The following is a 25,967-nucleotide window of genomic DNA, read 5'->3' on the forward strand; positions in this document are numbered from 1 at the left end:
GCCGGAGTGGTGGCGCAAGGGCCCCTGCGTGCAGCCGCTGGAGGCCCCCGACCCGGCGGACGAGCTCCCCGGCGAGGAGGGCGTCGTCTCCGACCCCGCCGAGGTCCGCAGCGGGTTCTTCGCGGACCGGCCGCTGGTTCCCGAGGGCTTCAGCCGGGTCGCCGCCGTCGACTGCGGTACTAACTCCATCCGTCTCCTCGTCGCGGACGTCAACCCGGCGACGGGCGAACTGCTGGAGCTCGACCGGCGCATGACCATCGTGCGGCTCGGCCAGGACGTGGACCGCACCGGCCGGCTGGCGCCCGAGGCGCTGGAGCGGACGTTCGCGGCCTGCCGGGAGTACGCGGAGGTGATCCGCGAACTGGGTCCCGGGAAGGTGCGGTTCGTGGCCACGTCGGCCTCCCGGGACGCCTCGAACCGGGACGAGTTCGTACGGGGCGTCGTGGACATCCTCGGCGTCGAACCCGAGGTCATCTCCGGCGAGCAGGAGGCGGAGTTCTCCTTCACCGGCGCGACCAAGGAGCTCACGGGCCGCGACGACCTCGCCCGGCCCTACCTGGTCGTGGACATCGGCGGCGGCTCCACCGAGTTCGTCGTGGGCGAGGAGCACGTCCGCGCCGCGCGCTCGGTCGACGTCGGCTGTGTTCGGATGACCGAGCGGCACCTCGTGCAGGACGGCGCGGTCACCGATCCGCCCACCGAGGAGCAGATCGCGGCCATGCGCGCCGACATCGAGCGCGCCCTCGACCTCGCCGAGGAGACGGTCCCGCTGCGCGAGGCCCGCACGCTCGTCGGGCTCGCGGGGTCGGTCACGACCGTGTCGGCGATCGCCCAGGACCTGCCCGAGTACGACTCGGAGCGCATCCACCACTCCCGTATCTCCCGTGCCAAGGTCCGCGAGATCACCGAGTGGCTGCTGCACTCCACCCACGCCGAGCGCGCGGCCGTCGCCTCCATGCACCCGGGGCGCGTCGACGTCATCGCGGCGGGGGCTCTCGTACTGCTGTCGATCATGGACAGGATCGACGCGGAGGAGGTCGTCGTGAGCGAGCACGACATCCTCGACGGCATCGCGTGGTCGGTGGCGTAGGTCTCCTTTGCTACCGACCAGTAGCCCTCTGCTGAGCAGGTCGGATAACGTATGAGCGCGTCCGGGGCGTCGTGCTGGGGGTCGTGGAAACGCCCCCCGAAGGCCCCTCGGGGAGCCCTCTCGGGCGCCCCGCCGAGAAACTTCGTGAAGTTCTTCACAAGGAATTCGGCCCTGTCGGAGGACGAAAGTGGCCCGGTTGGCCCTTCCGGGGGTTCCAGCGGTCGGTGAACATGTTCAAACCGGCGGGTCGAGGGCTGTTCGGGAGGGTGTCGCGGGGGGTTGTTTCGGGCGGCTCACGGGTGGCCCGGCGACCAAGAGAGGCAGCTCACGCGGCATTGACAACGGGTCGTACCGGACCCGGAGTTCCTCGCCGGATCATGACCTGCGTCACGCGGGTCGCGGAGGATAGCACACCCCCTGCAAGAGCTTGTGAAGGGGCGCACGAGCGACCCCCCTGGGCCGGGTGGATACTCGATGGCATGAGCACCACGGAGCGTCCCAGGATCCTCGTAGTAGGCGGTGGGTACGTAGGCCTGTACGCAGCTCGGCGCATCCTCAAGAAGATGCGCTACGGCGAGGCGACCGTCACGGTCGTCGACCCCCGGTCGTACATGACCTACCAGCCCTTCCTTCCCGAAACCGCCGCCGGCAACATCTCCCCGCGCCACGTCGTCGTCCCGCTGCGACGCGTGCTGCCGAAGGCGGAGGTTCTCACCGGCCGGGTCACCACCATCGACCAGGACCGCAAGGTCGCCACGATCGCCCCGCTGGTCGGCGAGGCGTACGAGCTGCCCTTCGACTACCTGGTGATCGCGCTCGGCGCGGTCTCCCGCACCTTCCCGATCCCCGGCCTCGCCGAGCAGGGCATCGGTATGAAGGGCATCGAGGAGGCCATCGGCCTGCGCAACCACGTTCTCGAGCAGCTCGACAAGGCCGACTCCACCACCGACGAGGAGATCCGCCGCAAGGCGCTCACCTTCGTCTTCGTCGGCGGCGGCTTCGCCGGTGCGGAGACCATCGGTGAGGTCGAGGACCTGGCCCGCGACGCGGCCAAGTACTACAACAACGTGTCCCGCGAGGACATGCGGTTCATCCTCGTCGACGCCGCCGACAAGATCCTTCCCGAGGTCGGCCCCAAGCTGGGCGCCTACGGCAAGGAGCACCTGGAGAGCCGCGGCGTGGAGATCTACCTCTCCACCTCGATGGACTCCTGCGTGGACGGCCACGTCGTGCTGAAGAACGGCCTCGAGGTCGACTCCAACACCATCGTCTGGACCGCCGGCGTCAAGCCGAACCCGGTCCTGTCCCGTTACGGCCTGCCGCTCGGCCCCCGCGGTCACGTCGACTGCGCGCCGACCCTCCAGGTCCAGGGCACCGACTACATCTGGGCCGCCGGCGACAACGCCCAGGTCCCGGACCTCGTCGGCCGCAAGGCGGGCAACGAGAACGCCTGGTGCCCGCCGAACGCCCAGCACGCCCTGCGCCAGGCCAAGGTCCTCGGCGACAACGTGATCTCCGGTGTGCGGGGCTTCCCGCAGAAGGACTACAGCCACGGCAACAAGGGCGCCGTCGCGGGTCTCGGCCTGCACAAGGGCGTCGCGATGATCGTCATGGGCAAGATGAAGATCAAGCTCAAGGGCCGTCTCGCCTGGTACATGCACCGCGGCTACCACGGTCTGGCCATGCCGACCTGGAACCGCAAGGTCCGCGTCTTCGCCGACTGGACCCTCGGCATGTTCCTCAAGCGCGAGGTCGTCTCCCTCGGTGCGATGGAGCACCCGCGCGAGGAGTTCTACGAGGCCGCGAAGCCGGCCCCGGTCGCCTCCGCCCCGAAGGAGAAGACCGAGCAGAAGGCCAAGGCCTCCTGACCTCAGGCCGTCCGACAGCCCGAAGGGGCCGCCCGCCATCCGTGGTGCGGGCGGCCCCTTCGGCGTGTCCGGGGGGTGTATGGGGCTTCCTGACCGGTCGTCACAACCCTTACGCCCGTGGGTGATGGAGCGGATACTCGTCGTTGCGCTCGGTGCGGCCCAACGGGGGGTCGGGGGAGGGGGCGGCGCGTGCCCGAGGAACCGGCGGGGATCCGCAACAGAATCCGGGGAGAAGTCGTCGAAGCCCTGGTGAAGAGCGGGGTGTTGACGACCCAATCCGCCAGGACTCTGCTGCTCGAAGAGCTGCAGGACAAGGTCGGACGCGAGCTGCAGTCGGACGACACCCTGGTGCCGCGCATGTGGATCATGCGGTTGGTCCGGTCCTGTACCCAGGACGGCGAGGCGTGTCTGCTTCCGGAGCTCGTCAACGTCCTCGACCTGATGGCCCCGGGCAATCATCAGACCCTGCGCGTCCACAGACTGGCCGACGAGTGGAACGCGACCCTCGCCCTGACCCTGTTCGCACACAAGTGGGCATGGCTGCAGGAGAAGTTGAGCGGCACTGGGACGGAGGCCGTCCGGTTTGCCACCGAGGGCCGGGTCACCGGGGCACCGTCCCACTGCGGCACGGCGTGGGACGCGTTGCTCCATCTCGTCGGGCACACCGCCCCTCCGGGAGGAGTGCCGCCCTGGATGCGGCTGATGGTCCGGCTTGCCAAGGAGCTCGGCGGCGGGGAAGGGCGTGAACTGTTCGCCCTGACCCGCAAGACCGCCCTGGAGGTGGAACAGAGCCGGGAGCTGGCCGCCCGGCTGGACGGTCTGGCCCCCCACGTGCTCAAGGCGGTGCCCGGTCCACAACAAGCCAGCGACTACCTGATCATCGCCATCACCCAGGAAGGCCGGTCTCGCAAGTTGTACCGGGTCTCCTACTGGCTGCAGTTGCCGGGCCACCCGGAGCTGGTCCCCGGGACCGGAGATCGCACCGCCGACCGCAAGGGTCTGGAGGTCGCGGTCGACCAGGTGGTCTCGCTGGCAGAGCAGGACGAGGGCATCCGGCAACGCAAGGGGGAGCTGCAGCTCGAGATCGTCCTCCCGCTGGAGCTGCTCAACCTCGACGTGCACGGATGGTCCGTCGGCCGGCCGGGCCCGCAGGCCGAACTCGCCGCCCGCTATCAGGTCGTCGTGCGGAGCCTGGACCGACTGCGCAACCACAGCTGGCACCGGGTCTGGCGACAGCGCTGGGAGCAGCTCGAACATGAGGACTTCAAGCATAAGTTCATGGATCCGGTGGACCTTTCGCCGGAGGCGGCGGATCTGACCCGGCTGGTGGCACAGCTCAACAAGGAGCAGTACGTCGCCGTGGTGCTGAGCGGACCGCCCGAACCCGAGCGGTCGCGGGGGTGGCGCGAGGCCGCGGCCGCCCTGCTGACCGGGACGCCCGTCCTGGTGTGGCATCGCACCGAGGAGACGAACGAGGAGCTCAGGAAGTACGTCGGCAGCCTGATCCGACCCCGGCTGGTCGAGCTGCCCACCAAGGTCACCGCCGCCCGCCGCGACGATCTGGCCGAGGCTCTGGACTCGCCGAGCCGACATCTCTCCGTCCTCTGGGACGACCCCGACCGCAACCCCTACGCACCCCCGCGCACACCGTTCGCCCCCGACGACCCGCTGGGCTCGGGGGCCCTGTAGAAGGGAGCCCGCGTTGGAAGCCGAGTCCTGGTGGATGTACCGGGGGGAAGCGCAGCCGTCGGCCCCCGAGAAACGTGCGCCCTGGCCGTCACCCCCGCCGTGGCGCCGCTTCGGCGGCGGACCCGTACGACCCGCGCCTCCGGACGAGGATCCCGGGGCCGCCCGCTATCTGGGCGCCGGTGAAGCCGCCCCGGCCGGCCCGGACCTCGACGCGGACGGGCTCGCCGTGGTGAACGCCGCCGTCATGCTGCGCCGCCCGCTGCTGGTGACCGGTCCGCACGGGGCGGGCAAGACCAGCCTCGCCCACCGCATCGGCCGCGAACTGGGCCTCGGCCGGGTGCTGCGCTGGTGGATCAGCAGCCGTACGACGCTGCGCGAGGGCCTGTTCTCCTACGACGCGGTCGCCAGGATCTCGGCCGGTGCGGCCGGGCAGGCGTACGCCGACGCCGGGAGGTTCGTCCGGCTGGGCCCGCTCGGCACCGCCCTGCTGCCGTACGAACGGCCCCGGATGCTGCTGATCGAGGGGCTGGATCGCAGCGATGTGGCTCTCGCCGACGAACTGCAGGGCATCTTCGAGGAGGGCGGCTTCTCCGTCCCCGAGCTGCGCTCGACCCCGTCGGCCCGGGTTGCCGCCGACGACGGGCCCGGTGCGGAGGTGACAGAAGGCCGCGTGCAATGCCTGCAGTTCCCTGTCGTGGTGATCACCGCCGAGGACGAGGAGAGCCTGTCGCCCGCCTTCGTGGACCACTGCATGCCGCTGCGATTACCCGGCCCGCCCGAACCCGAGCGGCTGGCCGCGTCCTGGCTGCCGCCCGAGACGGTCGAGCCGGCATGGCGGATGGCGCTTCGGGTGGTCGAGGGGATGGAACCCGGCCGGGTGCCGTCGGCCGGGGCGCTGCAGGACGCGATGTGGCTGGGAGTGGTCCGGGCCCAAGAGGGTGGCTGGAACTCGGAGGGGGAATATCCGGGGCAGGCGGCCCTTGACGCGCTGTGGCGGCGGGGCGGGGGGAGGGACGAATGAGCGCCTGTCGGGGTCATCCTGCGGGTGGGCTGTCCGACCGGCGTGCCGTGCTGCTCGCGCTGCGTCGGTTCGCCGCCCTGCCGGGCCGCCCCGATGCCGTGGTCGTGCTGGACGCCGGGCCCGCTGCCGATGTATGGCGGCAGACCGCCCGGGAGCTCACCGAACTCGTGCGCCGCTGCGGGGCGTTCGACCGGGTCGCGCTGCGCGAGAGAGACGACAGGCGGGCGCTGCCGGGCGGGCCGGGACGGGTGCTCCTGCTGCTGACCGACGGCTGGGGGGAGGGATGGGCGTCCGGGCGTACCCAGACCGCACTGGCCCGCTGGGCGGCGCACGGCCCGGTGGCCGTCGTCCATCTGCTGCCCCGGAGCCTGTGGGACCGGGGTGCGCTCACCACCTGGCCGGCGTTTCTGCGGCCCGCCGGACGTGGCGTCCCGGCACACCGGCTGCGTTGCCGGGTGCGCGGCATCGCCCCCGACGTGGCCGGACCGCCCGGCGTCGGTGCCCTGATCCCCGTACCCGTGCTGGTGCTCGATGCCGGGGAACTCACGTGCTGGGCTCGGCTGTTGAGCGCCGAGGAGACCGGCCCCGCCCCCTTCCCGGTCACCTTCGCCGGCCGCGCCGCGAGCGGCATGGCGGCTGCTTTCGCGTCCCCGGCCCCACCCGTGCCCGTGCGGCCGTACGAACTCGCCGAGGGCTTCCGGCGCTGGGCGCCGCCCGAGGTCTTCCAACTGGGGGTGCTGCTCGCCGCGATCCCGCTGACCTGGCCGCTGATCGACCGGGTGCGACGGCTGTGCCTGCCCAAGGCGGGGCCTGACAGCCTTGCCCAGCTGTTCGCGTACGGCCTGGTGCGACCGGTGGACCGAGTCCGCACCGACGCGCAGCGGGTGCGCTGGGACTTCGTCACGGGCGTGCGCGAGGAGCTGTTGGCGTATCTGCGCAAGGACGAGCTGCGCCGGCTGGTGGCGACGGTCACCGACGGCCTGGGCCCGGTCTCCCGGCGGTTGTGGGAGCTGCCACGCCTGATGGCCGAACCGCACATGTCCCCGAGCGTTCGGGTCGACGAGGAGACCTTCCCCTGGCTCACCGCCCAGAAGGCCGTTCTCGGCGCCCTTTCCGGCCCGGGGCTGGAGCCCGCGGCCCGGATGGGCCAGGCTCTGGCCGAACACATGGTCGCCCGCCGGCTGCGCCGCGCGCACGTCCGGCTGCCCGAACGCACGCAACCACTGTCATCGACGCACGCGGTCACCGAGGAAAGGGGCCCGGAGATGGTCGAGGCCAGCCGCCCGCAGAGCGGTACGCGGTCCGGGAACACCCCCGCGGTGTGGGGCAATGTGCCTCCACAGAACGCCAACTTCATCGGCCGTGAGGACCTGCTGGACAGCCTGCACCGTCGCCTCCAGCGCGAACGCGCCACGGCTGTCCTGCCGAACGCCCTGCACGGCATGGGGGGCGTCGGGAAGTCCGCCCTGGTCGTCGAATATCTCTACCGGCAGCTCAGCGACTACGACGTGGTGTGGTGGATCCCCGCCGAACGCACCAGCCAGATCGTGCGCTCTCTGGCCGAACTCGCCCTGCGCCTGGGCCTGAAGACCAGCGGCGAGGCGGGCACCGCCGTGCCGGCCGTGCTGGAGGCGCTGCGCCGCGGGGACCCGTACGAGGACTGGCTGCTCGTCTTCGACAATGCCGAGAGCCCCGAGACCGTACGGGCCTATTTCCCGGCCGGTGGCACCGGCAACATCCTCGTCACCTCCCGCAACCCCCAGTGGTCCAGCATCGCGCGGCCGTTGGAGGTTGACGTGTTCGCCCGCGCGGAGAGCATGCAGCTGCTGCGCCGCCGCACCCCCGAGCTCACCGACGACGAGGCCGGCCGGCTGGCGGGCGCCCTCGGTGACCTTCCGCTGGCGGTCGAGCAGGCGGCCGCCTGGCTGGCCGAGACCGGTATGTCGGCGGACGAGTACTTACGGCTGTTCGAGGAGAAGCGGCTGGAGCTGCTGGACGAGACCGAGTCCCCGGACTACAAGGCGCCCGTGATCGCCGCCTGGAACGTCTCGCTGGACCAGCTGGAGGCCAAGAACCCGGCCGCCCTCCAGCTGCTCCAGGTGTGTTCGTTCTGCGCCCCCGAGCCGATTCCACGGAACCTCTTCAACATGCTCCGGGAACGCTCCATCGCGCCCGAGCTGGACCAGGCACTGCGCGATCCGATCCGGCAGGCACAGGTCATCCGGGAGATCGGCCGCTTCTCGCTGGCACGCATGGACCACCGCGCGAACGCGATCCAGATGCACCGACTGGTCCAGATGGCGCTCCAGGCCAGGATGACCGACGAGGAGCAGGACCGGATGCGCCGCGGTGCCCACCAGCTCCTCGTCGCCTACGACCCCTCCAACCCGGAGCACGCCGGCCACTGGGACCGCTACGCCGAGCTGACCCCGCACGTCATGGCCTCCGGCGCGGTGCACTCCGACGACCAGTGGGTGCGGGAACTGATCATCAACGAGATCAAGTACCTGTGCCGGTGGGGGGATTACGACACCGGCAGCGAACTGGCCACCGAGGCGCACCAGATCTGGAAGGACAGGTTCGGCCCCGACGAGGAGCAGACGCTCCTGGTGGCGAAGTGGCTGGGCGTGCTGAACTTCAGCCGCGGCCGCTACGAGGACGCCGCACGGCTCAACGCCGAAGCGCTGGAGGCCTACCGGCGCCGGCTCGGCGAGGACCACCCCGAGACCGTGGACGCCCTGGGCAACGTGGCCATCGACCGGCGGGTGCAGGGGAAGTTCGGCGAGGCTCTCGAACTCTCCGAGTCCGTGCACGAGCGCCTGGTGCGGCTCAACGGCGACGAGGACCCGGACACTTTGCGGGCGGCCCACAACGTGGGCGTTAGCCTGCGGCTGGCCGGACTTTTCGATCGTGCTCGGCGGCTGGACGAGGACACCTGGTCCCGCAAGGTGCAGATGTTCGGGCAGGACCACGCGGTGAGCCTGGTCACCCGGCTGGGGCTGATCGTGGACATCCGCGAACTCGGCGACTACCACCAGTCGCTCACCTTCCAGGAGGACATCACCTCCCAGTGCCGTCGCGCCCTCGGGAGCGAGAACCCGCTCACCATGTCCTGCTTGCGCCACCTGGCCGTCGCCCGCCGCAAGGCCGGCCGTCACGACGAGGCCCGGCAGGCGGCGGACGGCGCCCTGCGCCGGCTGCTCTCGCGTTACGGCGAGCACGACCCGGAGTCGCTCGCGGCGAACCTGGAGGTGACGGTGAACATGCGGCACTCCGGCGAACTCGACGCGGCCTACGAACTGGGGACCCGTATCCACGATCAGTACGCGACCACGTTCGGCGCGACGCACCCGCACACCGTCGCCTCCTGGGTGAACCTGGCGGTGACCCTACGGCTGGCAGGGGACCCGGAGAAGGCACGCGAGATCGACGAGGAGTCCCTGCAGCTGCTGCGTGAACTGCTCGGCAGCAGGCACCCGTTGACCCTCGTATGCGCCACGAACCTGGCGAGCGACCGCTTCGCGCTGGGGGATGCCGAAGGGGCCCGTGACCTGGACACCGAGACCCTCGCCTGCACGGTGGAGGTGTTCGACGAGAACCATCCCTCTGCGCTGGCGTGTGCCGCGAACCTGGCGCTCGACCTGAGGGCGACCGGAGCGGTGCAGCAGGCCCAGACGCTGCATGCCGAGACCGCCGACCGGCTCGGCACCACGCTGGGCTCCGAACACCCCGCCGTCCTCCAGGCCCTGGACTGGGACCGCCGGGCCAACTGCGACATCGATCCGATGCCGCTGTGACCCGGCGGCCGGTCAGCCCCGCGCCGGCCCGGCGGTCAGTGACACGAGCTCCCGGGAGGTGACACGGTCGCCCAGCTCGGCGGCGACGGCACGCATCAACTCGGGCTGGTCGAGCAGCAGTCGGGGCGCCGGTGCCCCCTGTGCCCGCAGGGTCAGCCCGAGCCCCGCCCAGGCGCTGGGCCGGGCCGGTCGGCCGGGACCGTCGAGCTCGGCGGCGTACAACGTCTCCGCGCGCGCCAGATCGCCGGTGACCAGGGCGAGGTCGGCGGGCGACGACCCGGGCAGGTGCTCGGCGCCGTCCCGGAGCCGGCCGAAGGCCGCCGGGTCGGTGAGCCGGAGGCGGGCCAACAGGGCGAGGACGTCCAGCCGGCACCCGTCGGGGTCGGTGCTCACCGTGGGGCCGCTTCGGCCCACGTTCCCCGGCACGGCTCCGGAGGTGACGGCCGCTGCCGCCTCTTCGACGGCGGACCGGGTGGGCCGTACGTGATGCGCCCGCCAGGAGGCGCGATGGTGCGCCGCGGCCAGATCGGCGAGTGTGGCGGCAGGTTCCGGCACTGACTCCGCCAGCCATGGGTCGAGCTCCCGGGTGAGACCGTCGACCAGCCGGCGCCCTGCCGCCGTCAGCCCGGGTCGTGCCCTGAGCGTGTCCAGGACGGCTCGGGTCTGGCGCCGCCACAGCGAGAACTCGAAGTGGGCGAGCTGCCCGGCCGGCCCCTCGTCGAGCTGCCGCCGGGTGCGCCAGAACGCGGTCACGCCGGCGAAGGCATATGCCCCATGCAAAAGCCCGACCAGTGGGCGCGGATCGTCCCGCCACGGTGCGTGATAGAGGTCGCCGTCCGTGCCGTCGTGCAGCGGGGCCAGCCGCATGAGTCCGTTCAGTACGGAGTGCCGGAACTCGTGGATGAGGGTGACTGCCAGTTCCGCTGCGGCGGCTGCCTCGTCGTCCGGATGCGGGGCGGACAGTACGACGCAGCCGAACGCATCGGACGACGTGGCGCTGTGCGGTCGCAACCGCTCCCCGTGCGGCAGCGGCGCCAATGACAGCAGCCCCGTCGACAGGGCGGCGGCACTGTCGGGATGATCGCGCACCAGGGTCTTCCAGGCTTGCTCGAGGCGCAGCCCCCAGTCCGCGTACTCCTCGTCGGAGAGCCGCTCGGGAGTGCCGGTGCCGCCGGTGGGCGGCCACCCCAGATCGTCCAGGGCGACGTCCAGCACCTGACCGTCGCACTCGGCCCGCAGCCGCCGGAGCCCCGACCACCCGGGAGCGGGAGCCTCGGGGTCCGCGGGGACGCGTACGCCGCCCACGTCCAGGCCGTCCGGTCCGCCCCGCACCGCGGCCGTCGAGTGTGCCTCCGTGGACGTCAGTTCGACCCGGCCGAGGTGCGGCAGCAGCACGTGGCCGGACACGACGGGCACATCGAGGCTGAACTCGAGGCCGGCCAGTGCAGCGGCCGAGACGGCGAGCCTGTGCAGACCGCCGAACTCGACCCAGAACGGTACGGCGCCGGCCGTCTCCGCTTCCTCGCCCTGTGCCATCGAGCGCAGTGCGCGGGCGGCCCAGGCGCCGGTCTGCGGGTCGAGCAGCACCTGCCGGAAGCGCTCAGGGGCCTGTCGCTGGGCCCGGGCCAGCAGATCCCAGGCCTCCTTGCCGATCGGCAGCCGCCCCGCGGAGTCGGCCGCGGCGGCGCCCCGCTCCAGCAGGATCCTCAGCAGCAGGAGACGGCGGCTGTACTCGGCCGACAGCAGTTCCCCCACCGTCGGCGCACTGTCTCCGGCCGAACCCAACGCCTCCAAAGTCGTTGCGGACAGCCGGTGTTGCCTTGTCACGTCGGGTTCAGCTTCCCTGGCTGCCTGCCACGGTACTGAGGGGACGTGCGACGTCGTGCAGCACAGCCGTGACGGCCGGCGCGACGGACGGGTCGTCCAGAGGCGGAAGCTGATCGAGGGGCATATCCGAAAAGTCAGGCAAAATCGGGTCAGTGATCGACGCCGCTGCCGCCACGTGCTGTCTCGTCATGGGCGAATCGTAGAGCCCAATCGTCAGCCTGACATCAGGAGGGCGTCGACCGCCTGCGACAGCGCCTTGACCTCGGGCGCGTCCCCGGCGCAGAGGCGTGCCGCCTCCACCAATTCCTGCGGCGCACCGGCGTAGCGCAGACAGGTGCGGACGACGGCGATCGCTGTCAACCGGGGCGTGGGCTGTTCGGGAACCACGGCCCACAGGCCGATGTCCCCCCGGACCAGGCCGATCATCTCCTGCCTGGCAGCCGGTGAACGCCACTCGGGGACGGCGAGCAGGGCCTCCGCCACGGCGCGCACCGCTGCGTTGGACGGTCGCGCCGGGGCGGGGGCCGCAGGCGTTCCCGTGGCCAGCAGTTGACCTTCGGAACCGTCCCAGCCCCGTGACCACAGATGAATGGGCGTCTGCCGGGCGAGCCCTCGCGCCCGCAGGTCGGCGAAGGTGTGACGGAGCGAGGCGTACAGGGCGTTCACATCGGGAGGCCAGAGGCCGGGATCCGCGTCGGCCAGGAGGCGCAGTACCTCCCGGCTGAAAAGGCCCGTGCGTTCACCCGAGAGGTTGAGGGCCCGCTCGCCCGCCCGGACGGCGAACAGTGCGGCCTGGTCGTGCCCGGCGGTGGGAGAACCCGCGGGGAAGGCGGAGTGCGGAAGCCTGCGGCGGGTGCGTCGAACATCGGGCAGGGACTGACACGCATCCACCAGCCATATCTGGCGACGGAACGCGGAGACGGCGTTGGAACGGAAGAACGCCAGGGCTTCGTCAAGATCCAAGTTGACGCGGTCGTCGGAGACCGCGTCCGCGCAGAAGACCCGCCGATGCCCGGCGGCATCCACCACTCCGTGCCCGCCCCACACCACCCACAACAGCTCCCCGTCCTCACCCGCAATCCGGCGCAGCAACTCGCGGTGCACGGTCGCCTGGTCCGCAGGGTGCACGGGGTGCGGGCGCTGCTCCCAGACCGCCGCGTTGCGCTCGAGCGGCGACACCAGGACGCTCACCCGCTCCGGTGGAACGTCACGCTCCAGGAACCAGTCGGCGAACCGGCGGGCGTCCTCGGCGGGCCCGTCGAGGTCCCAGTCCGGGCCAGCTTCGTAGGACTCGACCCCGACCACGACCACGCTGGTGCGGGAGGGCGGTGTCACGGCAGTTCCCGGGCCAGCAGGGTGTACAGGCCGGGATGGGACCAGTAGGCGCTGTGTGCGTACGGGAATGGTTGGCGGCTGTCGAGCGGGATGTCGCGAGCCTGGTCCGGGAAGAGGGGCCCGGCGACGAACGCGAGCAGGTCTCGGCGGTCGTAGACGTTGATCCATGGTGGGAAGCCGGGGCGCAGCGGAGTACCGAACGGAAGACTGGGCAGAGCGCCGATCTCGTAGAGGAACGGTGCCTGCGAGCCCACGGTCACCAGGCGGGCCACTTCCGGTTGCGGCCCGGCGGCCAACAGGTCGACCGCCGCGATGCCGCCCAGGCTGTGCGCGAGCACGGTCACCGGACCGCCTCCGTCGGCCGCGCACTGCGCGATGCGCCGGGCGAGGACGGCACGGATGCCGTCGCCGCGGGCCAGGTAGCGCAGGATGTCACCGGCGGCCGGATGGCCGGCATCGGTCAGGGCGCCCCGGCGGCGTTCGACGGAGCGGGCGGCACCGAGCCGGAGGGCCGTACGGGCGGTCAGCAGGCCGACCCGGGACGCGATCGAGCGCGGCTCCGTGCCCGGCTTCGGCCCGCCCAGGGCCTCAGCGAGGGCGTCGACCAGCTCGTCACGGGCCTGGCCGTCACCCTCGACGGCGCCCGCCTCGGGTGCCCCCTTCCGGCCGCCCGGTTCGGCCGACAACTGCCGCGCCGCCTCGGCCACGGCCGCACGGGCCAGCAGCAGGGGCAGTCCCGGATCGTCGGCGAGCACGGTGCGGGCGTCCGCCCAGGCGTCCGTGTCCAGTACGGCGGCCAGGGCGCCCGGCAGCCGATCGGTCAGGCCCGCCGTGTCCGCCAGGGCGCGTAATCGGCCCTGACCGCCCGGTGCTGCCAAAGACCGTACGGTCTCCTCGGCATACTCGCCGGGCAGCACTGCGCCCGGTGGCGGATCCGCCGCCTCCCCGACACCTGCGAGGCGCAGCTCGTACAGCGGATCGGCGTACAGCAGCAGCCAGGCGTCGACCGGATCGGGCTCGGCCTCCTCGTCCGGGGCGCGGGTGCGCTCGTAGTCCGGTACCGAGACACCGCCCGCGTTCAGCCGCGCACCTTCGTCGGCACCCCATGAGCAGGCGGCGACGGTCACGTCCGGCCGTAACGGTGCCAGGCGCCGTGCGAGCACGTCGACGACAGCCTGTACTCCTGCGTCGCGGACGCCCGTCCCATGCACGAAGAGCAGCGTCGACATGCCGCCAGTGTGCGGGTTGCGGAGATACGGCAACAGAGGGCCGCAGGGTCGCGGGCACCCACCCGGACACGTGGCGTCTACATGTGTTTTGCCCAGCCGTAACGCCCGTGGGGGACTGCGCAGACCTCCCTTTTTTGTTTACGTGGTATCGGACATTCCGGGATCGGTCGTCATGGAGGTGTGCGCCATGGCTGACGCCGCGCTGCGGCTGAAGAGCCTCGTCGAACAGTTGCTGGGAGGGCCGCTCCCGCTGCGCATCCGCGCCTGGGACGGTTCGCAGGCGGGGCCGCCGGGCGCGCCGGCCCTGGTCGTGCGCAACCGCCGGGCCGTGCGGAGGCTGCTGTGGAAGCCGGGGGAGCTGGGGCTCGCCCGGGCCTGGGTCGCGGGGGACCTGGACATCGAGGGGGATTTCTATCTCGCCCTCGACCTGTTGTCGGAGCTGGTGTGGGAGCGCGGGGAGGACACCAGGAGCCTGGTCCGGATGGTGCGGGACCCCGAGGTGCGCCGGGCCGTGAGCGGGCTCGTGAAGGTCGCCGGGATTCCGCTGCCGCCCGCCCCGCCGCGCGAGGAGGTCCGCAGATCCCGCGGCCATCTGCACACCAAGCGCAGCGACAAACGCGCCATCAGCCACCACTACGACGTCGGCAACGACTTCTACGAGATCGTCCTCGGCCCCTCGATGGTCTACTCGTGCGCCTACTGGCCCACCGCGGACGCCACCCTGGAGGACGCCCAGCGCGACAAGCTCGAACTCATCTGCCGCAAGCTGGAACTGACGCCCGGTCAGCGACAGCTCGACGTCGGCTGCGGCTGGGGCTCCCTGGCCATCCACGCCGCCCGTGAGCACGGCGTGAGCGTCGTCGGCATCACCCTGTCGCAGGAACAGGCCGCGTACGCCCGCAAGCGCGTCGCCGACGAGGGCCTGACCGACCGGGTCGAGATCCGGGTGCAGGACTACCGGGACGTCGCGGACGGCCCGTACGACACCATCTCGTCGATCGGGATGGCCGAACACGTGGGCGCGGACAAGTACTTGGAGTACGCCGAGGACCTGTACCGGCTCCTGAAGCCCGGCGGGCGGCTGCTGAACCACCAGATCGCCCGTCGGCCGCAGCGCGACGAATCCTCGTACAACGTCGACGAGTTCATCGACGCCTACGTCTTTCCCGACGGTGAACTCGCCCCCCTCGGCACGACCGTCACCCAGCTGGAGCGCGCCGGGTTCGAGGTGCGGGACGTCGAGGCCATCCGCGAGCACTACGGGCTCACCCTGCGCCGCTGGGTGGCGAACCTGGAGGCCGACTGGCCGCGCGCGATGCGGCTGGCAGGCCCCGGCCGAGCCCGCGTCTGGCGGCTGTACATGGCTGCCTGCGCCCTCGCCTTCGAGCGCAACCGCATCGGCGTCAACCAGGTGCTGGCGGTGCGCACACCCGAGGGCGGGGACTCCGGGATGCCGCTGCGCGCCCGTACGTGGGGTGCGTGAGTCCCGTACGTACGAAGGGGCCCCGCTCGGTCGCCGAGCGGGGCCCCAACTCCTGTGCGGCTACTCCGACTTGATCGCCGCGAGCATGTTCAGCCGGGCCGCCCGCCGGGCCGGCCACAGCGCCGCCAGGACGCCGACCGTCGCCGCCAGCAGGAGGAAGACGGCCATCCTCGCCCAGGGCAGGACCAGTTCGTACGTCGCCATCCTCGTGCCCAGCAGCTCGCCGGCCGCCCAGCCGAAGAACACTCCCAGGCCGATGCCGAGCACACCGCCGAAGAGCGAGATGACCAGGGACTCCAGGCGGACCATCCGCTTGATGCCCTTGCGGTCCAGGCCGATCGCGCGGAGCATGCCGATCTCCTGCGAGCGCTCGAACACCGACATGGCAAGGGTGTTGATGACGCCGAGGACCGCGACGATCACCGCCATGGCCAGCAGGCCGTAGAGCATGTTCAGCATCAGCGTGAACATCTTCGCGATGTCGTCGGACAGGTCCTGCTTGCTCTGGATCTTGATGGCCGGGTTGGTGCCGAGGGCCTTCTCCAGCTTGTCCTTGGTCGCGCCGGACGCGCCGTCGGCCGTCTTCACCAGGACCTGCATGTCGGACGCGTCGGTCAGGTGCGGGGTGAGAGTGGTGTTGTCGAGGAGGATGCCCCGGATCAGCTCGTTGCCCTCGTAGACGCCGGAGACCGTCAGCCGGGACGACTTCCCGTCCTCGTAGTGCGCGGTGAAGCCCGAACCCGCCTTCCAGCCGTAGGACTTGGCGGTGTCCTCGTCGACGACGACCTGCGTGCCGTCCACCTTGAAGGTGCCGTTGTCGACCTTGAGGTCGGTGAGCTTGCCGATCGCGGAGCCGTTCACGCCGGTCAGGAACTCCGTCGTGCCGTCGATGCGCGAGGCGGCGTTGCGCAGCGGGCTGGTGTCGGTGACGCCGTCGGTGGCGTTCAGCTTCTTGTCGACGTCGGGCGAGAGGTCGTTGCCGTTCGCCATCGACACCACGTAGTCCGCACGGATCGCCGAACTCGCCATCTTGTCGATGGACTTCTGCAGGCTGCCCGCCATCACCGTCATGCCCGTGATCAGGGTGAGCCCGATCATCAGCGCGGAGGCGGTGGCGGCCGTACGGCGCGGGTTGCGCACCGAGTTCTGGCGGGCCAGCTTGCCCGAGACACCGAAGATACGCAGGACCGGTGCCGCGGCCGCGATCAGCGGGCGGGACAGCAGGGGCGTGAGGATGAAGACGCCGATGATGAGCAGCACCGCGCCGAGGCCCATCGGGGCCTGGCCGTCCGAGCCGTCCATCGTCGTGGCCGCCAGGACGGTCGCGACGCCCGCGGCGCTGAACAGCGCGCCCAGCGTGTTGCGCAGCACCAGCGACTTGGTCGTCGCCTTCGCGTGCACGCTGCCCATCGCGGCGACCGGCGGGATCTTCGCCGCCCGGCGGCCGGGCAGCCACGCCGCCAGCATGGTGATGACGATGCCGACCGCGAGGGCGCTCGCGACCGTGCCCGGCGAGATGACCAGCGGCCCGTCCGGAACCGTCGCGCCCAGCGTGCCCATGAGGGAGCGCAGCCCGGCGCCGATGCCGATGCCGGCGACGAGACCGCTCACGCCGGCGACCGTGCCGACCACGAACGCCTCGATGAGCACCGACCGGGTGACCTGGCGGCGGGAGGCACCGACCGCCCGCAGCAGCGCCAGCTCCTTGGTGCGCTGGGCGACCAGCATGGTGAAGGTGTTGGCGATGATGAACGTGCCGACGAAGAGCGCGATGCCCGCGAACACCAGCAGACCCTGCTTCATCCCGCTCATCTGCGAGGAGATCATCTCGGCCTGGTCGTCGGCCAGTTGCCTGCCGGTGGTGGTCTCGACGAGCTTCGTGCCCAGCGCCTTGTCCAACTGCCCCTTCAGCGCGGTCTGGGAGGTGCCGGAGGCGGCCTTCACGTCGATCTCGTCGTACGTGCCCGCCTTGCCGAACAGCTGCTGGGCGGTGGCCGTGTCGAAGAGGGCGAGGCTGCCGCCGGCCGCGACGTTGCCGTCGTCCGTCGTGAAGATGCCGGAGACGGTGGGCGTGAGGACCGGGCCGTCGACCGAGATCCGCACCTGGTCGCCGACCTTGTACCCGGCGCGCTTCGCCGTCTCCGAGTCGATGGCGACCTGGTTCTTCCCGTGCGGCGCGGTGCCGGACTTCAGCGGGTACCGGGCGTCCTTGTCGCCCCAGTAGTTCCCACCCTCCGAGCGGAAGCCGCCGCCGATGAGCTTGCCGTCCTTGTCGGCGATCGCGGTGAAGCCGTTGACGGCGCCGACGGCGGACGCGGCGCCCGGCACCTTGGCGCTGGTGTCGAGCATCGCCTGGGTCAACTCGGGCTTCTTGCCGACCTTGTTGCCCGTGTCGTCCTGGTACTTGGCCTGCACGGCCACGTCGACCTGGTCGAAGCCCTTGGCCGAACTCGTCTGGTACGCGTCCGAGATGGTGTTGGTGAAGACCAGCGTGCCCGACACGAACGCGACGCCGAGCATCACGGCGAGCACGGTCATCAGCAGCCTGGCCTTGTGCGCGAATACGTTGCGCAGGGCGGTACGGAACATCAGCTGGTGCGGCCCTTCGCGTCGAACTGCTTCATGAAGTCGAGCACGTTCTCCGCCGTCGGCTGCAGCATGTGGTCGACGATCCGCCCGTCCGCGAGGAACACCACCCGGTCCGCGTACGCCGCCGCCACCGGGTCGTGGGTCACCATGACCACCGTCTGCCCCAACTCCCGTACGGAGTTGCGCAGGAAGCCCAGCACCTCGGCGCCGGAGCGGGAGTCGAGGTTTCCGGTCGGCTCGTCGCCGAAGATGATGTCCGGCTTGGAGGCGAGGGCGCGCGCGACGGCGACGCGCTGCTGCTGGCCGCCGGAGAGCTGCGCGGGCCGGTGACCGAGCCGGTCCCGCAGCCCCACCATGTCGATCACGGTGTTCAGCCACTGCTTGTCGGCCTTGCGGCCCGCGATGTCCATCGGGAGGGTGATGTTCTCCAGGGCCGTCAGCGTGGGCAGCAGGTTGAAGGCCTGGAAGATGAAGCCGATCTTGTCCCGGCGCAACTTCGTGAGCTGCTTGTCCTTCAGCGAGCCCAGCTCGGTGTCGCCGATGCGCACCGAGCCGGAGGAGAAGGTGTCCAGGCCCGCCACGCAGTGCATCAGCGTGGACTTGCCCGATCCGGACGGGCCCATGATCGCGGTGAACTCGGCCTGCCGGAAGTCGACCGAGACGCGGTCGAGCGCGACCACCTGGGTCTCGCCCTGTCCGTAGATCTTCGAGAGATCCGTGGCTCGTGCGGCCACGGTCGCGGTGGACCGGTCGGCGACGGGTGTGGTGGTCACGGAAAGGGGCTCCTCGCGGGACGACGTCTTGAAAGGGACTCGTTCCATCGTGGTGTCCGCAAGAGGCCGTGTAGTCAGCCGCTGTTCTGGTTCCAGGGGCAGACTTCGGTCGGACCCCTCGCCGCCGTGTCATACCTGGGGATGACCCTCACCCCTGACAACACGGGCCTGTGGCACGGCCGTCGGGGCCGTCGTCAAGAACCGGTGGAGCACCCTCGTTCGGGCGGTGAAATTCCGTCATTCCGCATGCGCCGCCGGCCGTCGCACGCAAGGCTATTGGCAAGTGCGGATGGCTCGTTCCGCGGGCTGATGCACCCTCAGACCTCAATAAAATAAGACAACATCGGTCCGCCGTTCCGCTGTTCGGGGGATGTATCCCGATAGGCTCGGAACCTCGACGCGGAGCCCATGGCCTGCCCGGATGGTGGAATGCAGACACGGCGAGCTTAAACCTCGCTGCCCCTTCGCGGGCGTGCCGGTTCAAGTCCGGCTCCGGGCACCTCCACGTCGTCGTATCCCTGCATCCTTCATTGAAGACTTCACCGCGAGACCGTTGACAGCGGCCAAGTGCGGGCGCAAACTCGCGTCCAGAAGTTGGTGAATAAAACTTCACTATGCGAACACCCTGCATCACTGTCGCACCGCGACTCCACGGCAACGACGCCCACCCGAAGGGAACGCCCGATGCGCACCACCGTCGGCATCATCGGAGCCGGCCCGGCCGGCCTCCTCCTCGCCCGGCTGCTCCACAACGCCGGCATCGACTCGGTCGTACTCGAGAGCCGCGACCGCGCCTACGTCGAGCAGCGCCAGCGCGCCGGGATCCTGGAGCAGGGCACGGTGGACGTGCTGCGCGCGGCCGGTGCCGGGGAGCGCATGGACCGGGAGGGCCTGCGGCACGACGGGATCGAGCTGCGGTACGCGAAGAAGCGGCACCGGGTCGACTTCCCGGACCTCACCGGCGGCCGGTCCGTGATGGTCTACGCCCAGACCGAGGTCTGCAAGGACCTCATCGCCCTGCAGCTCAAGGAGGGCGGCCCGCTGCTGTTCGAGGCGGAGGCGCTGGCGGTGGAGGGCGCGGACACGGACAGTCCGTCCGTGCGGTTCCGGCACGAGGGGCGCGAGGACGTCCTGGAGTGCGACTACGTCGTCGGGTGCGACGGCTCCTGGGGAGTGGCCCGGAAGGCCATCCCGGCCGAACTGACCCGGGTCTTCGAGCGGACGTACCCCTTCGGCTGGCTCGGCATCCTCGCCGACGTGCCGCCCTCCCACGACGAGCTCGTCTACGCCCGCCACGACCGCGGCTTCGCCCTGCTGTCCATGCGCTCGCCGTCCGTCTCCCGCCTCTACCTCCAGGTGCCCGAGGGCACGGACGCCGAGGAGTGGGGCGACGAGGAGATCTGGGACGAGCTGGAGCGCCGCTTCGAGACCGAGGACGGATGGCGCCTGGAGCGCGGGCCGATCACACAGAAGTCGGTGACCCCGATGCGCTCCCACGTCCACGAGCCCATGCGGTACGGCCGTCTCTTCCTGGCCGGCGACGCCGCGCACATCGTGCCGCCGACCGGCGCCAAGGGGCTGAACCTCGCCGTGGGGGACGTCGTCACCCTCGCGCGAGCACTGGCGTACCAGAAGGAGAGCGGGTCGGCGAAGCTGCTCGACGCCTACTCGGAGACCTGCCTGCGCCGCGTCTGGCAGGCCGAGCGGTTCTCCTACGACATGACGACGCTGCTGCACCGCGCCCCCGACGCCACCCCCTTCGAGGACCGCCTCCAGCTCGCACGGCTGGAGCGGATCGCCTCCTCGCGGGCGGCCGAGACCGACCTCGCCGAGGGGTACACGGGCTTCCCGCTGGACTGAGGTGATCTCCGACAGGTTCCGGCCATGTCGCAGATTGGTCATGAATGGGCCCCTCCGGTGAGGGGAATCACCGGTGCGGCTAGCGTGTTGCGCAGCACGACGAGGGAAAGATCCTCCCCAAGCACTAGGGTCAATCCTTTGCCTACCTATTACCCTTGATGCCAAGGCCGCGCAGTGCGGCCATGGAGGAGTGCAATGAGGAGCAGAAACCCGGTCTTCTCGCGACGGGGGTTCAGCCGCGACAACGGCTACGCGGGCTTCAACGCCGCGCCGCAGGCCGGGGGACCCGCTGTCGGCACGCAGGGCAACCCTTACGCCCAGCCGGCCGGCAACCCCTACGCGCAGAACCCGTACGCGCAGAACCCCTACGCACAGCAGGGCCTTCAGCAGGGCGCCCCGCCGCAGGCCCCGGCCACCACCGGCCGGATGACCATGGACGACGTCGTTCTGCGCACGGCGTCCATGCTCGGCACCCTGATCGTGACGGCCGCGCTCGCCTGGGCGCTGCTGCCGGTCGACGACGCCAACATCAGCCGGTCCTACGGCATCGGCGTCGGCGCCGCGCTGATCGGCATGGTCCTGGCGTTCGTGCAGTCCTTCAAGCGCAAGGCCTCGCCCGGCCTGATCCTGACGTACGCCGCGTTCGAGGGTGTCTTCCTCGGCGTCATCTCCAGCATCGTCGACAACCGCATCGCGAGCGGCGCGGCCATGCAGGCCGTGATCGGCACGATGGCGGTGTTCGCCGGTGTCCTGGTCGCCTACAAGGCGGGCTGGATCCGCGTCAACCGCCGCTTCTACGGCTTCGTGATGGCGGCCGCGCTCGGCTTCATCCTGCTGATGGCGGTGAACCTGCTGTTCGCCGTCTTCGGCGGCGGTGACGGCCTCGGCTTCCGCAGCGGCCCGCTCGGCGTCTTCTTCGGCGTCGTCGGCATCCTGCTCGGCGCGTGCTTCCTCGCCCTGGACTTCAAGCAGGTCGAGGACGGCATCGCGTACGGCGCGCCGAAGGAAGAGGCGTGGCTGGCGGCCTTCGGCCTGACGCTGACGCTGGTCTGGATCTACATGGAGTTCCTGCGGATCATCGCGATCCTCAACAGCAACGACTAGTCGTCCGACGGTCGTACAGCGAAGGGCCCCGGCGTCACATTTGCGGCTACCGCCGCGTGGCCACCCGGGGCCCTTCGTCATGTCCCAGTGCGCGCCGCCCTAGAGCAGTTTGCGCGCGGCCCTCCTCAGGTCGTACTCGTGGATGATCGCCTTCGCGTGGCCGTACGCGAGGTTGTGCTCGTGGCGGAGCCAGCTGACCTTTTCCTCGAAGCGGAAGAGAGCGGGGCCTTCTTCGACGGTGCGCAGCCAGTCGGAGACTTCACGACCGGTGCAGTGGGGGATGCGGGCGAGCATGTTGCGGTGGGTCTCCTCGGAGAGGACGTGGGACATCGGCGCCTCCGGACGCAAAGGGGATGTAAGCCGGTCCTTCAGGTCACCGTGCCTGAGCGTTCGCCTGTTGGCAACAGTCCTGCGGCGCCGCGTACGCTCGTTCTGTGGTTGATACGACGCCCTTGACTCGAGCCGTGGATCACTTCGCCGACCGTTTGAGGGCGGCGCCGCAGAGCCGGTTGCAGCGGGGCGCCGCCGCGGAGGCGCTGGCGCTGGCCAGGGAGTTGTCCCGGCGGGCGCAGGCCGTGGAGGAGCCCGGGGCGGAGCCGCGGGAGATGCCGGACGCCGGGATGTTCGCCGCCGCCGACCAAATCACCGTCGCCGTACACGACTTGGCCCTCGTCCTGACGGACGAGGGCCAAGTCGAAGAAAACGTGGAACTGGTGGCACAGGCGCAGAAGCGTGCCGGGGTGTGAACCCTAGAGGGACGCTATGACCCTGTCCGCCAGGATGTAGACATTCTCCTCGCCGCACTCGAACGTCAGCGTGTACGCGCCCGAGATGCCCGAGCCGCCCAGCAGCACCGGTGTCTCGCCCGCCCGCAGGGCCGCGGCGAGCCGTTCCGCCGTTTCGCGGTGGCCCGGGGTCATGCACAGGGTGGTGCCGTCGGCGAATACGTAGACGTCGAGGGTGCCGAGCGGGCCCGGGCGGACGTCGGCCAGTTCCACGCGGGAGGCGGCCAGTTCCTCGAGGGTGGCCACCGTGCGCTCGTGGTCGTTCACGACCGGTGACTGGACCGGGACGAAGTCCGGGTGGGAGGGGTGGCGGCGGCGGGCCGCGGCCAACTCGGCGGACTCTCCCGCGAACTCGTCGGCGTCTGCGCCCGTCTCGGTCACCGGCTCCAGGCCCGCGAAATCGGCCTGCCGGGGCAGGAAGAGCTCGCTGTCCGGGAGGCCGAGCAGCGAGGGTGCGTCGGAGGCGTCACGGGCCTCCTGGGCGGCCCAGAAGGCGCGCGCCTCGGCCAGCTCCCGCTCGCGCTCCTCGGCGAGCGCCTCTGCCACTGCGGCGCGTATCTCGTCGGCCTCGGAGGAGGGGCGGGCGGCCGGCACGAGACCGCGCGCGGTGCGGTTCTCGGCGAGCTGGGTGTGCAGAGCTGCGACCTCACGGCGCAGCACCATGAGCGTGCGCAGAACGGCGACGCCCACGGCGCCCGTGGCGGCCGTGGTGACCAGCAAGGCGATCGGCATGGCGCTCACTGACGTACTCCCGGTTCAAAGTCGACCCCCGACTTCCTACATCAGCTTGAAGGGCGGACTAACCAGCTGTCAGTGCGTAACGTCACGAAACGGACAGGAACTTGGGTCCGGTGTTTGGTGTCGTAACGTCGCTGACCTGCGTAGTTCACTCCCGTAAGGGAGATAGGTCACATCCTGGGGGAGATTGGATCACAAAATGGCCCGGAGGTCCGGGGTTTCCCGGACTCCGGGCCATCGGCTCACGGCCTGTGCCTCGGTGGTTACGGAGGGCTCAGCTGAGGCGCTCGATGACCATCGCCATGCCCTGGCCGCCGCCGACGCACATCGTCTCCAGGCCGAACTGCTTGTCGTGGAACTGGAGGGAGTTGATGAGCGTGCCGGTGATGCGGGCGCCGGTCATGCCGAAGGGGTGGCCGACGGCGATGGCGCCGCCGTTGACGTTCAGCCTGTCGAGGTCGATGCCGAGGTCGCGGTAGGAGGGGATCACCTGGGCGGCGAACGCCTCGTTGATCTCGACCAGGTCGATGTCGTCGATCGTCAGGCCGGCGCGCTGCAGGGCCTGCTTCGACGCCTCGACCGGGCCGAGGCCCATGATCTCGGGGGAGAGGCCGGAGACGCCGGTCGACACGATGCGGGCGAGCGGGGTGAGGCCGAGCTCGCGGGCCTTGGTGTCGGACATGATCACGACCGCGGCGGCGCCGTCGTTCAGCGGGCAGCAGTTGGCGGCGGTGACCATGCCGTCGGGGCGGAAGACGGGCTTGAGGCCCGCGACGCCCTCCATGGTGACGCCGGCGCGGGGGCCGTCGTCCTTCGAGACGACCGTGCCGTCGGGGAGGGTCACCGGGGTGATCTCGCGCTCCCAGAAGCCGTTCTTGATGGCTTCCTCGGCGAGGTTCTGCGAGCGGACGCCGAACTCGTCCATGTCCTGGCGGGTGACGCCCTTGATGCGGGCCAGGTTCTCGGCGGTCTGGCCCATCGCGATGTACGGGTCGGGGACCAGGCCGTCCTCGCGCGGGTCGTGCCAGGTCGTGCCCTCCTGCTGGGCGACCTCGGCGGTGCGGGCCTCGGCCTCGGCGAACAGCGGGTTGTGCGTGTCCGGGAGGCTGTCGGAGTTGCCCTTGGTGTAGCGGGAGACCATCTCGACGCCGGCCGAGATGAAGACGTCGCCCTCGCCGGCCTTGATGGCGTGCAGGGCCATGCGGCTCGTCTGGAGCGAGGAGGAACAGTAACGGGTGACGGTGCAGCCCGGGAGGTGGTCCATGCCCATCTGTACGGCGACGATGCGGCCGAGGTTGTTGCCCTGCTCGCCGCCGGGGAGGCCGCAGCCGAGGTGCAGGTCGTCGATGTCCCTGGGGTCCAGCTCGGGGACCTTGGCCAGGGCCGCCTGGATGATCGTGGCGGTGAGGTCGTCCGGGCGCAGGTCCTTGAGAGAGCCCTTGAAGGCGCGGCCGATGGGGGAGCGGGCGGTCGAGACGATCACGGCTTCGGGCATCACGGCTCCATTGGCGTACGGGGTTTGTTCAGGGCAGGACTGGTTGGGAAGTTACCCGTACGTACCTTCAGGGTCACCGGTACAGGGGTGTGACCCTGGCCGCAATTTTCTAAGCGCTTGCTTGGTTCGCCGGCGGTTGAGTGAAAGGCCTCGTCCTCAAACGCCGGACGGGCTGGTGGGGGACGCCGACGTCTGCGGTTCCGACACCCGGCGCCTGCGCCTCCGCTTGAGCAGGGCCCACGGCCCCCGCGGGCCCGTCGGCATGGCTGCCGTGACCTCGGTGCCGGCCTCCGAGGCGGCTTCTGCCGCTGCCCGGGCCACCGGGAGGAAGCCCTCGCGGCGGGCGACGTCGGGGCGTTCCTCTTCCGCCGGCCAGAGGGCGAGGGCCGCGCAGACCGTCGGGAGGACTGCCATCGCCGCTGTCGCGTAGCCCTCGGCGGAGGGGTGGTAGTTGTCGGGGCCGAAGAGTTCTCGGGGGTTGGCCTCGAACTCCGGGCCGAGCAGGTCGCCCAGCGACACCGTGCGGCCGCCCTGTTCGACCGAGCCGATCGTCTGGGCGGCCGCGAGCTGGCGGGAGGCGCGGCGGGCCAGCCAGCGCAGGGGCTGCTGGACGCGCTCCACCGTGCCCAGGTCGGGACAGGTGCCGACAACCACCTCCGCACCCGCCGTACGCAGGCGCCGTACCGCTGCCGAGAGATGGCGGACCGAGCGGGTCGCCGGCATGCGGTGGGTGACGTCGTTCGCACCGATCATGATCACGCAGACGTCCGGGACCCGGGAGGGGTCGGCGAGGACCAGTGCGACCTGGCGGTCCAGGTCGTCGGAGGTGGCACCCGGGAGGGCCACGTTGTGCAGTTCCACCGGGCGTTCGGCCACCGCGGAGAGGCCCGAGGCCAGCAGCGCGCCCGGCGTCTGGCCCGCGCGGTGGACGCCCTGGCCCGCGGCCGTGGAGTCACCGAGCATCGTCAGGCGCAGGGGCGGTTCGTCGGGGGTGGAGTAGACGGTGCCGTACAGGCCGTCCGCCACCGGGACGCGGCCGCCGGAGCCGTTGCCCACATGGCGCTTGGCCATCTGCACCTCGGCCAGCAGCAGCCCGACGGCGGCCGCACCGGCCAGCCCGATGCCACCGCCGCCGTACGCCGCACCGGCCGCGATCCGCCGGGCCACCCTCGCCCTCGACATACTCGTCATACGTCGCCGCCACCTCCTCTAGCCGTACATCCACTCCTTGCCCCGCACGGACCGTCGCCCAATCCCAACGGCGAGTGAACGACCGTCATGTGC

General features: G+C 70.8%; 19 protein-coding genes and 1 tRNA gene. 10 read left to right on the forward strand and 10 right to left on the reverse strand.

The window, feature by feature from the left end:
- Positions 1–133 precede the first annotated feature (133 nt).
- The 5 genes from ABZ880_RS11900 (at position 134) to fxsT (ending at position 9,465) form a co-directional block, all read left to right on the forward strand.
- Positions 134–1,090 carry a Ppx/GppA phosphatase family protein gene (locus ABZ880_RS11900; protein ID WP_361260545.1) on the forward strand — a complete coding sequence of 319 codons (957 nt, stop codon included), beginning with the start codon at positions 134–136 and terminating at the stop codon, positions 1,088–1,090.
- Between the two features lie 479 nt (positions 1,091–1,569).
- Positions 1,570–2,958 carry an NAD(P)/FAD-dependent oxidoreductase gene (locus ABZ880_RS11905; RefSeq protein WP_361260368.1) on the forward strand — a complete coding sequence of 463 codons (1,389 nt, stop codon included), beginning with the start codon at positions 1,570–1,572 and terminating at the stop codon, positions 2,956–2,958.
- Between the two features lie 189 nt (positions 2,959–3,147).
- Positions 3,148–4,647 carry a hypothetical protein gene (locus ABZ880_RS11910; protein WP_361260370.1) on the forward strand — a complete coding sequence of 500 codons (1,500 nt, stop codon included), beginning with the start codon at positions 3,148–3,150 and terminating at the stop codon, positions 4,645–4,647.
- Positions 4,648–4,660: 13 nt separating this feature from the next.
- Positions 4,661–5,668, forward strand: coding sequence for a MoxR family ATPase (locus ABZ880_RS11915; protein ID WP_361260372.1), 1,008 nt, complete (start codon positions 4,661–4,663; stop codon positions 5,666–5,668).
- Positions 5,665–9,465, forward strand: a complete 3,801-nt coding sequence (fxsT, locus tag ABZ880_RS11920; protein WP_361260374.1) for an FxSxx-COOH system tetratricopeptide repeat protein — start codon at positions 5,665–5,667, stop codon at positions 9,463–9,465. Before ABZ880_RS11915 ends, fxsT begins: the two co-directional genes overlap by 4 nt.
- Positions 9,466–9,477: 12 nt before the next feature.
- On the opposite strand, the gene ABZ880_RS11925 is transcribed toward fxsT, so the two are convergent.
- Genes ABZ880_RS11925 through ABZ880_RS11940 form a run of 4 tightly spaced genes read right to left on the reverse strand, consistent with a single transcriptional unit; the run spans position 9,478 to position 13,856 of the window.
- The gene (locus tag ABZ880_RS11925; RefSeq protein WP_361260375.1) at positions 9,478–11,292 is read right to left on the reverse strand and encodes an HEXXH motif domain-containing protein; all 1,815 of its coding nucleotides are present in this window, start codon (positions 11,290–11,292) and stop codon (positions 9,478–9,480) included.
- 7 nt (positions 11,293–11,299) lie between these two features.
- Positions 11,300–11,482 carry a hypothetical protein gene (locus ABZ880_RS11930; protein WP_361260377.1) on the reverse strand — a complete coding sequence of 61 codons (183 nt, stop codon included), beginning with the start codon at positions 11,480–11,482 and terminating at the stop codon, positions 11,300–11,302.
- A 23-nt stretch (positions 11,483–11,505) separates the two neighbouring features.
- Positions 11,506–12,627: a caspase family protein gene (locus ABZ880_RS11935; protein WP_361260379.1), complete on the reverse strand. Its 1,122-nt coding sequence runs from the start codon at positions 12,625–12,627 to the stop codon at positions 11,506–11,508.
- Positions 12,624–13,856 (reverse strand): hypothetical protein, encoded by a 1,233-nt coding sequence (locus ABZ880_RS11940; protein ID WP_361260380.1) that lies wholly within the window; start codon positions 13,854–13,856, stop codon positions 12,624–12,626. Before ABZ880_RS11940 ends, ABZ880_RS11935 begins: the two co-directional genes overlap by 4 nt.
- Before the next feature lie 187 nt (positions 13,857–14,043).
- Between ABZ880_RS11940 and ABZ880_RS11945 the strand changes: the two genes are divergently transcribed.
- Complete coding sequence (locus tag ABZ880_RS11945; RefSeq protein ID WP_361260382.1) at positions 14,044–15,339, forward strand: cyclopropane-fatty-acyl-phospholipid synthase family protein; 1,296 nt, start codon at positions 14,044–14,046, stop codon at positions 15,337–15,339.
- Positions 15,340–15,399: 60 nt separating this feature from the next.
- Here the strand turns inward: ABZ880_RS11945 and ABZ880_RS11950 are convergent, their stop codons facing one another.
- Both ABZ880_RS11950 and ABZ880_RS11955 read right to left on the reverse strand, forming a co-directional pair.
- Complete coding sequence (locus ABZ880_RS11950; protein WP_361260384.1) at positions 15,400–17,928, reverse strand: FtsX-like permease family protein; 2,529 nt, start codon at positions 17,926–17,928, stop codon at positions 15,400–15,402.
- Complete coding sequence (locus tag ABZ880_RS11955) at positions 17,928–18,701, reverse strand: ABC transporter ATP-binding protein (protein WP_361260386.1); 774 nt, start codon at positions 18,699–18,701, stop codon at positions 17,928–17,930. Before ABZ880_RS11955 ends, ABZ880_RS11950 begins: the two co-directional genes overlap by 1 nt.
- A gap of 415 nt (positions 18,702–19,116) precedes the next feature.
- Between ABZ880_RS11955 and ABZ880_RS11960 the strand changes: the two genes are divergently transcribed.
- The 3 genes from ABZ880_RS11960 to ABZ880_RS11970 all read left to right on the forward strand — a co-directional run bounded on the left by ABZ880_RS11960 (position 19,117) and on the right by ABZ880_RS11970 (position 21,665).
- Positions 19,117–19,200, forward strand: a tRNA-Leu gene (locus ABZ880_RS11960).
- 185 nt (positions 19,201–19,385) lie between these two features.
- A complete protein-coding gene (locus tag ABZ880_RS11965) occupies positions 19,386–20,561 on the forward strand; it encodes a 4-hydroxybenzoate 3-monooxygenase (RefSeq protein WP_361260388.1) in 1,176 nt (391 codons plus the stop codon).
- A 195-nt stretch (positions 20,562–20,756) separates the two neighbouring features.
- Positions 20,757–21,665, forward strand: coding sequence for a Bax inhibitor-1/YccA family protein (locus ABZ880_RS11970; protein ID WP_361260390.1), 909 nt, complete (start codon positions 20,757–20,759; stop codon positions 21,663–21,665).
- 99 nt (positions 21,666–21,764) lie between these two features.
- Here ABZ880_RS11970 and ABZ880_RS11975 read toward each other — a convergent pair whose 3' ends face one another.
- Entirely contained in the window at positions 21,765–21,995 is a 231-nt protein-coding gene (locus tag ABZ880_RS11975; protein ID WP_266515704.1) for a DUF4287 domain-containing protein, read from the reverse strand.
- A 104-nt stretch (positions 21,996–22,099) separates the two neighbouring features.
- On the opposite strand from ABZ880_RS11975, the gene ABZ880_RS11980 reads away from it, so the two are divergent.
- Positions 22,100–22,411 carry a hypothetical protein gene (locus ABZ880_RS11980; protein ID WP_361260393.1) on the forward strand — a complete coding sequence of 104 codons (312 nt, stop codon included), beginning with the start codon at positions 22,100–22,102 and terminating at the stop codon, positions 22,409–22,411.
- Positions 22,412–22,414: 3 nt separating this feature from the next.
- Here the strand turns inward: ABZ880_RS11980 and ABZ880_RS11985 are convergent, their stop codons facing one another.
- From ABZ880_RS11985 to ABZ880_RS11995, 3 genes are all read right to left on the reverse strand, one after another.
- Positions 22,415–23,191, reverse strand: coding sequence for a hypothetical protein (locus tag ABZ880_RS11985; protein ID WP_361260394.1), 777 nt, complete (start codon positions 23,189–23,191; stop codon positions 22,415–22,417).
- Between the two features lie 271 nt (positions 23,192–23,462).
- Complete coding sequence (locus ABZ880_RS11990; RefSeq protein ID WP_361260396.1) at positions 23,463–24,683, reverse strand: acetyl-CoA C-acetyltransferase; 1,221 nt, start codon at positions 24,681–24,683, stop codon at positions 23,463–23,465.
- A 156-nt stretch (positions 24,684–24,839) separates the two neighbouring features.
- Positions 24,840–25,874: an SGNH/GDSL hydrolase family protein gene (locus tag ABZ880_RS11995; protein WP_361260398.1), complete on the reverse strand. Its 1,035-nt coding sequence runs from the start codon at positions 25,872–25,874 to the stop codon at positions 24,840–24,842.
- Positions 25,875–25,967: the final 93 nt, after the last annotated feature.

This window comes from Streptomyces sp. NPDC047043, assembly GCF_040644055.1.
Lineage (GTDB): Bacteria > Actinomycetota > Actinomycetes > Streptomycetales > Streptomycetaceae > Streptomyces.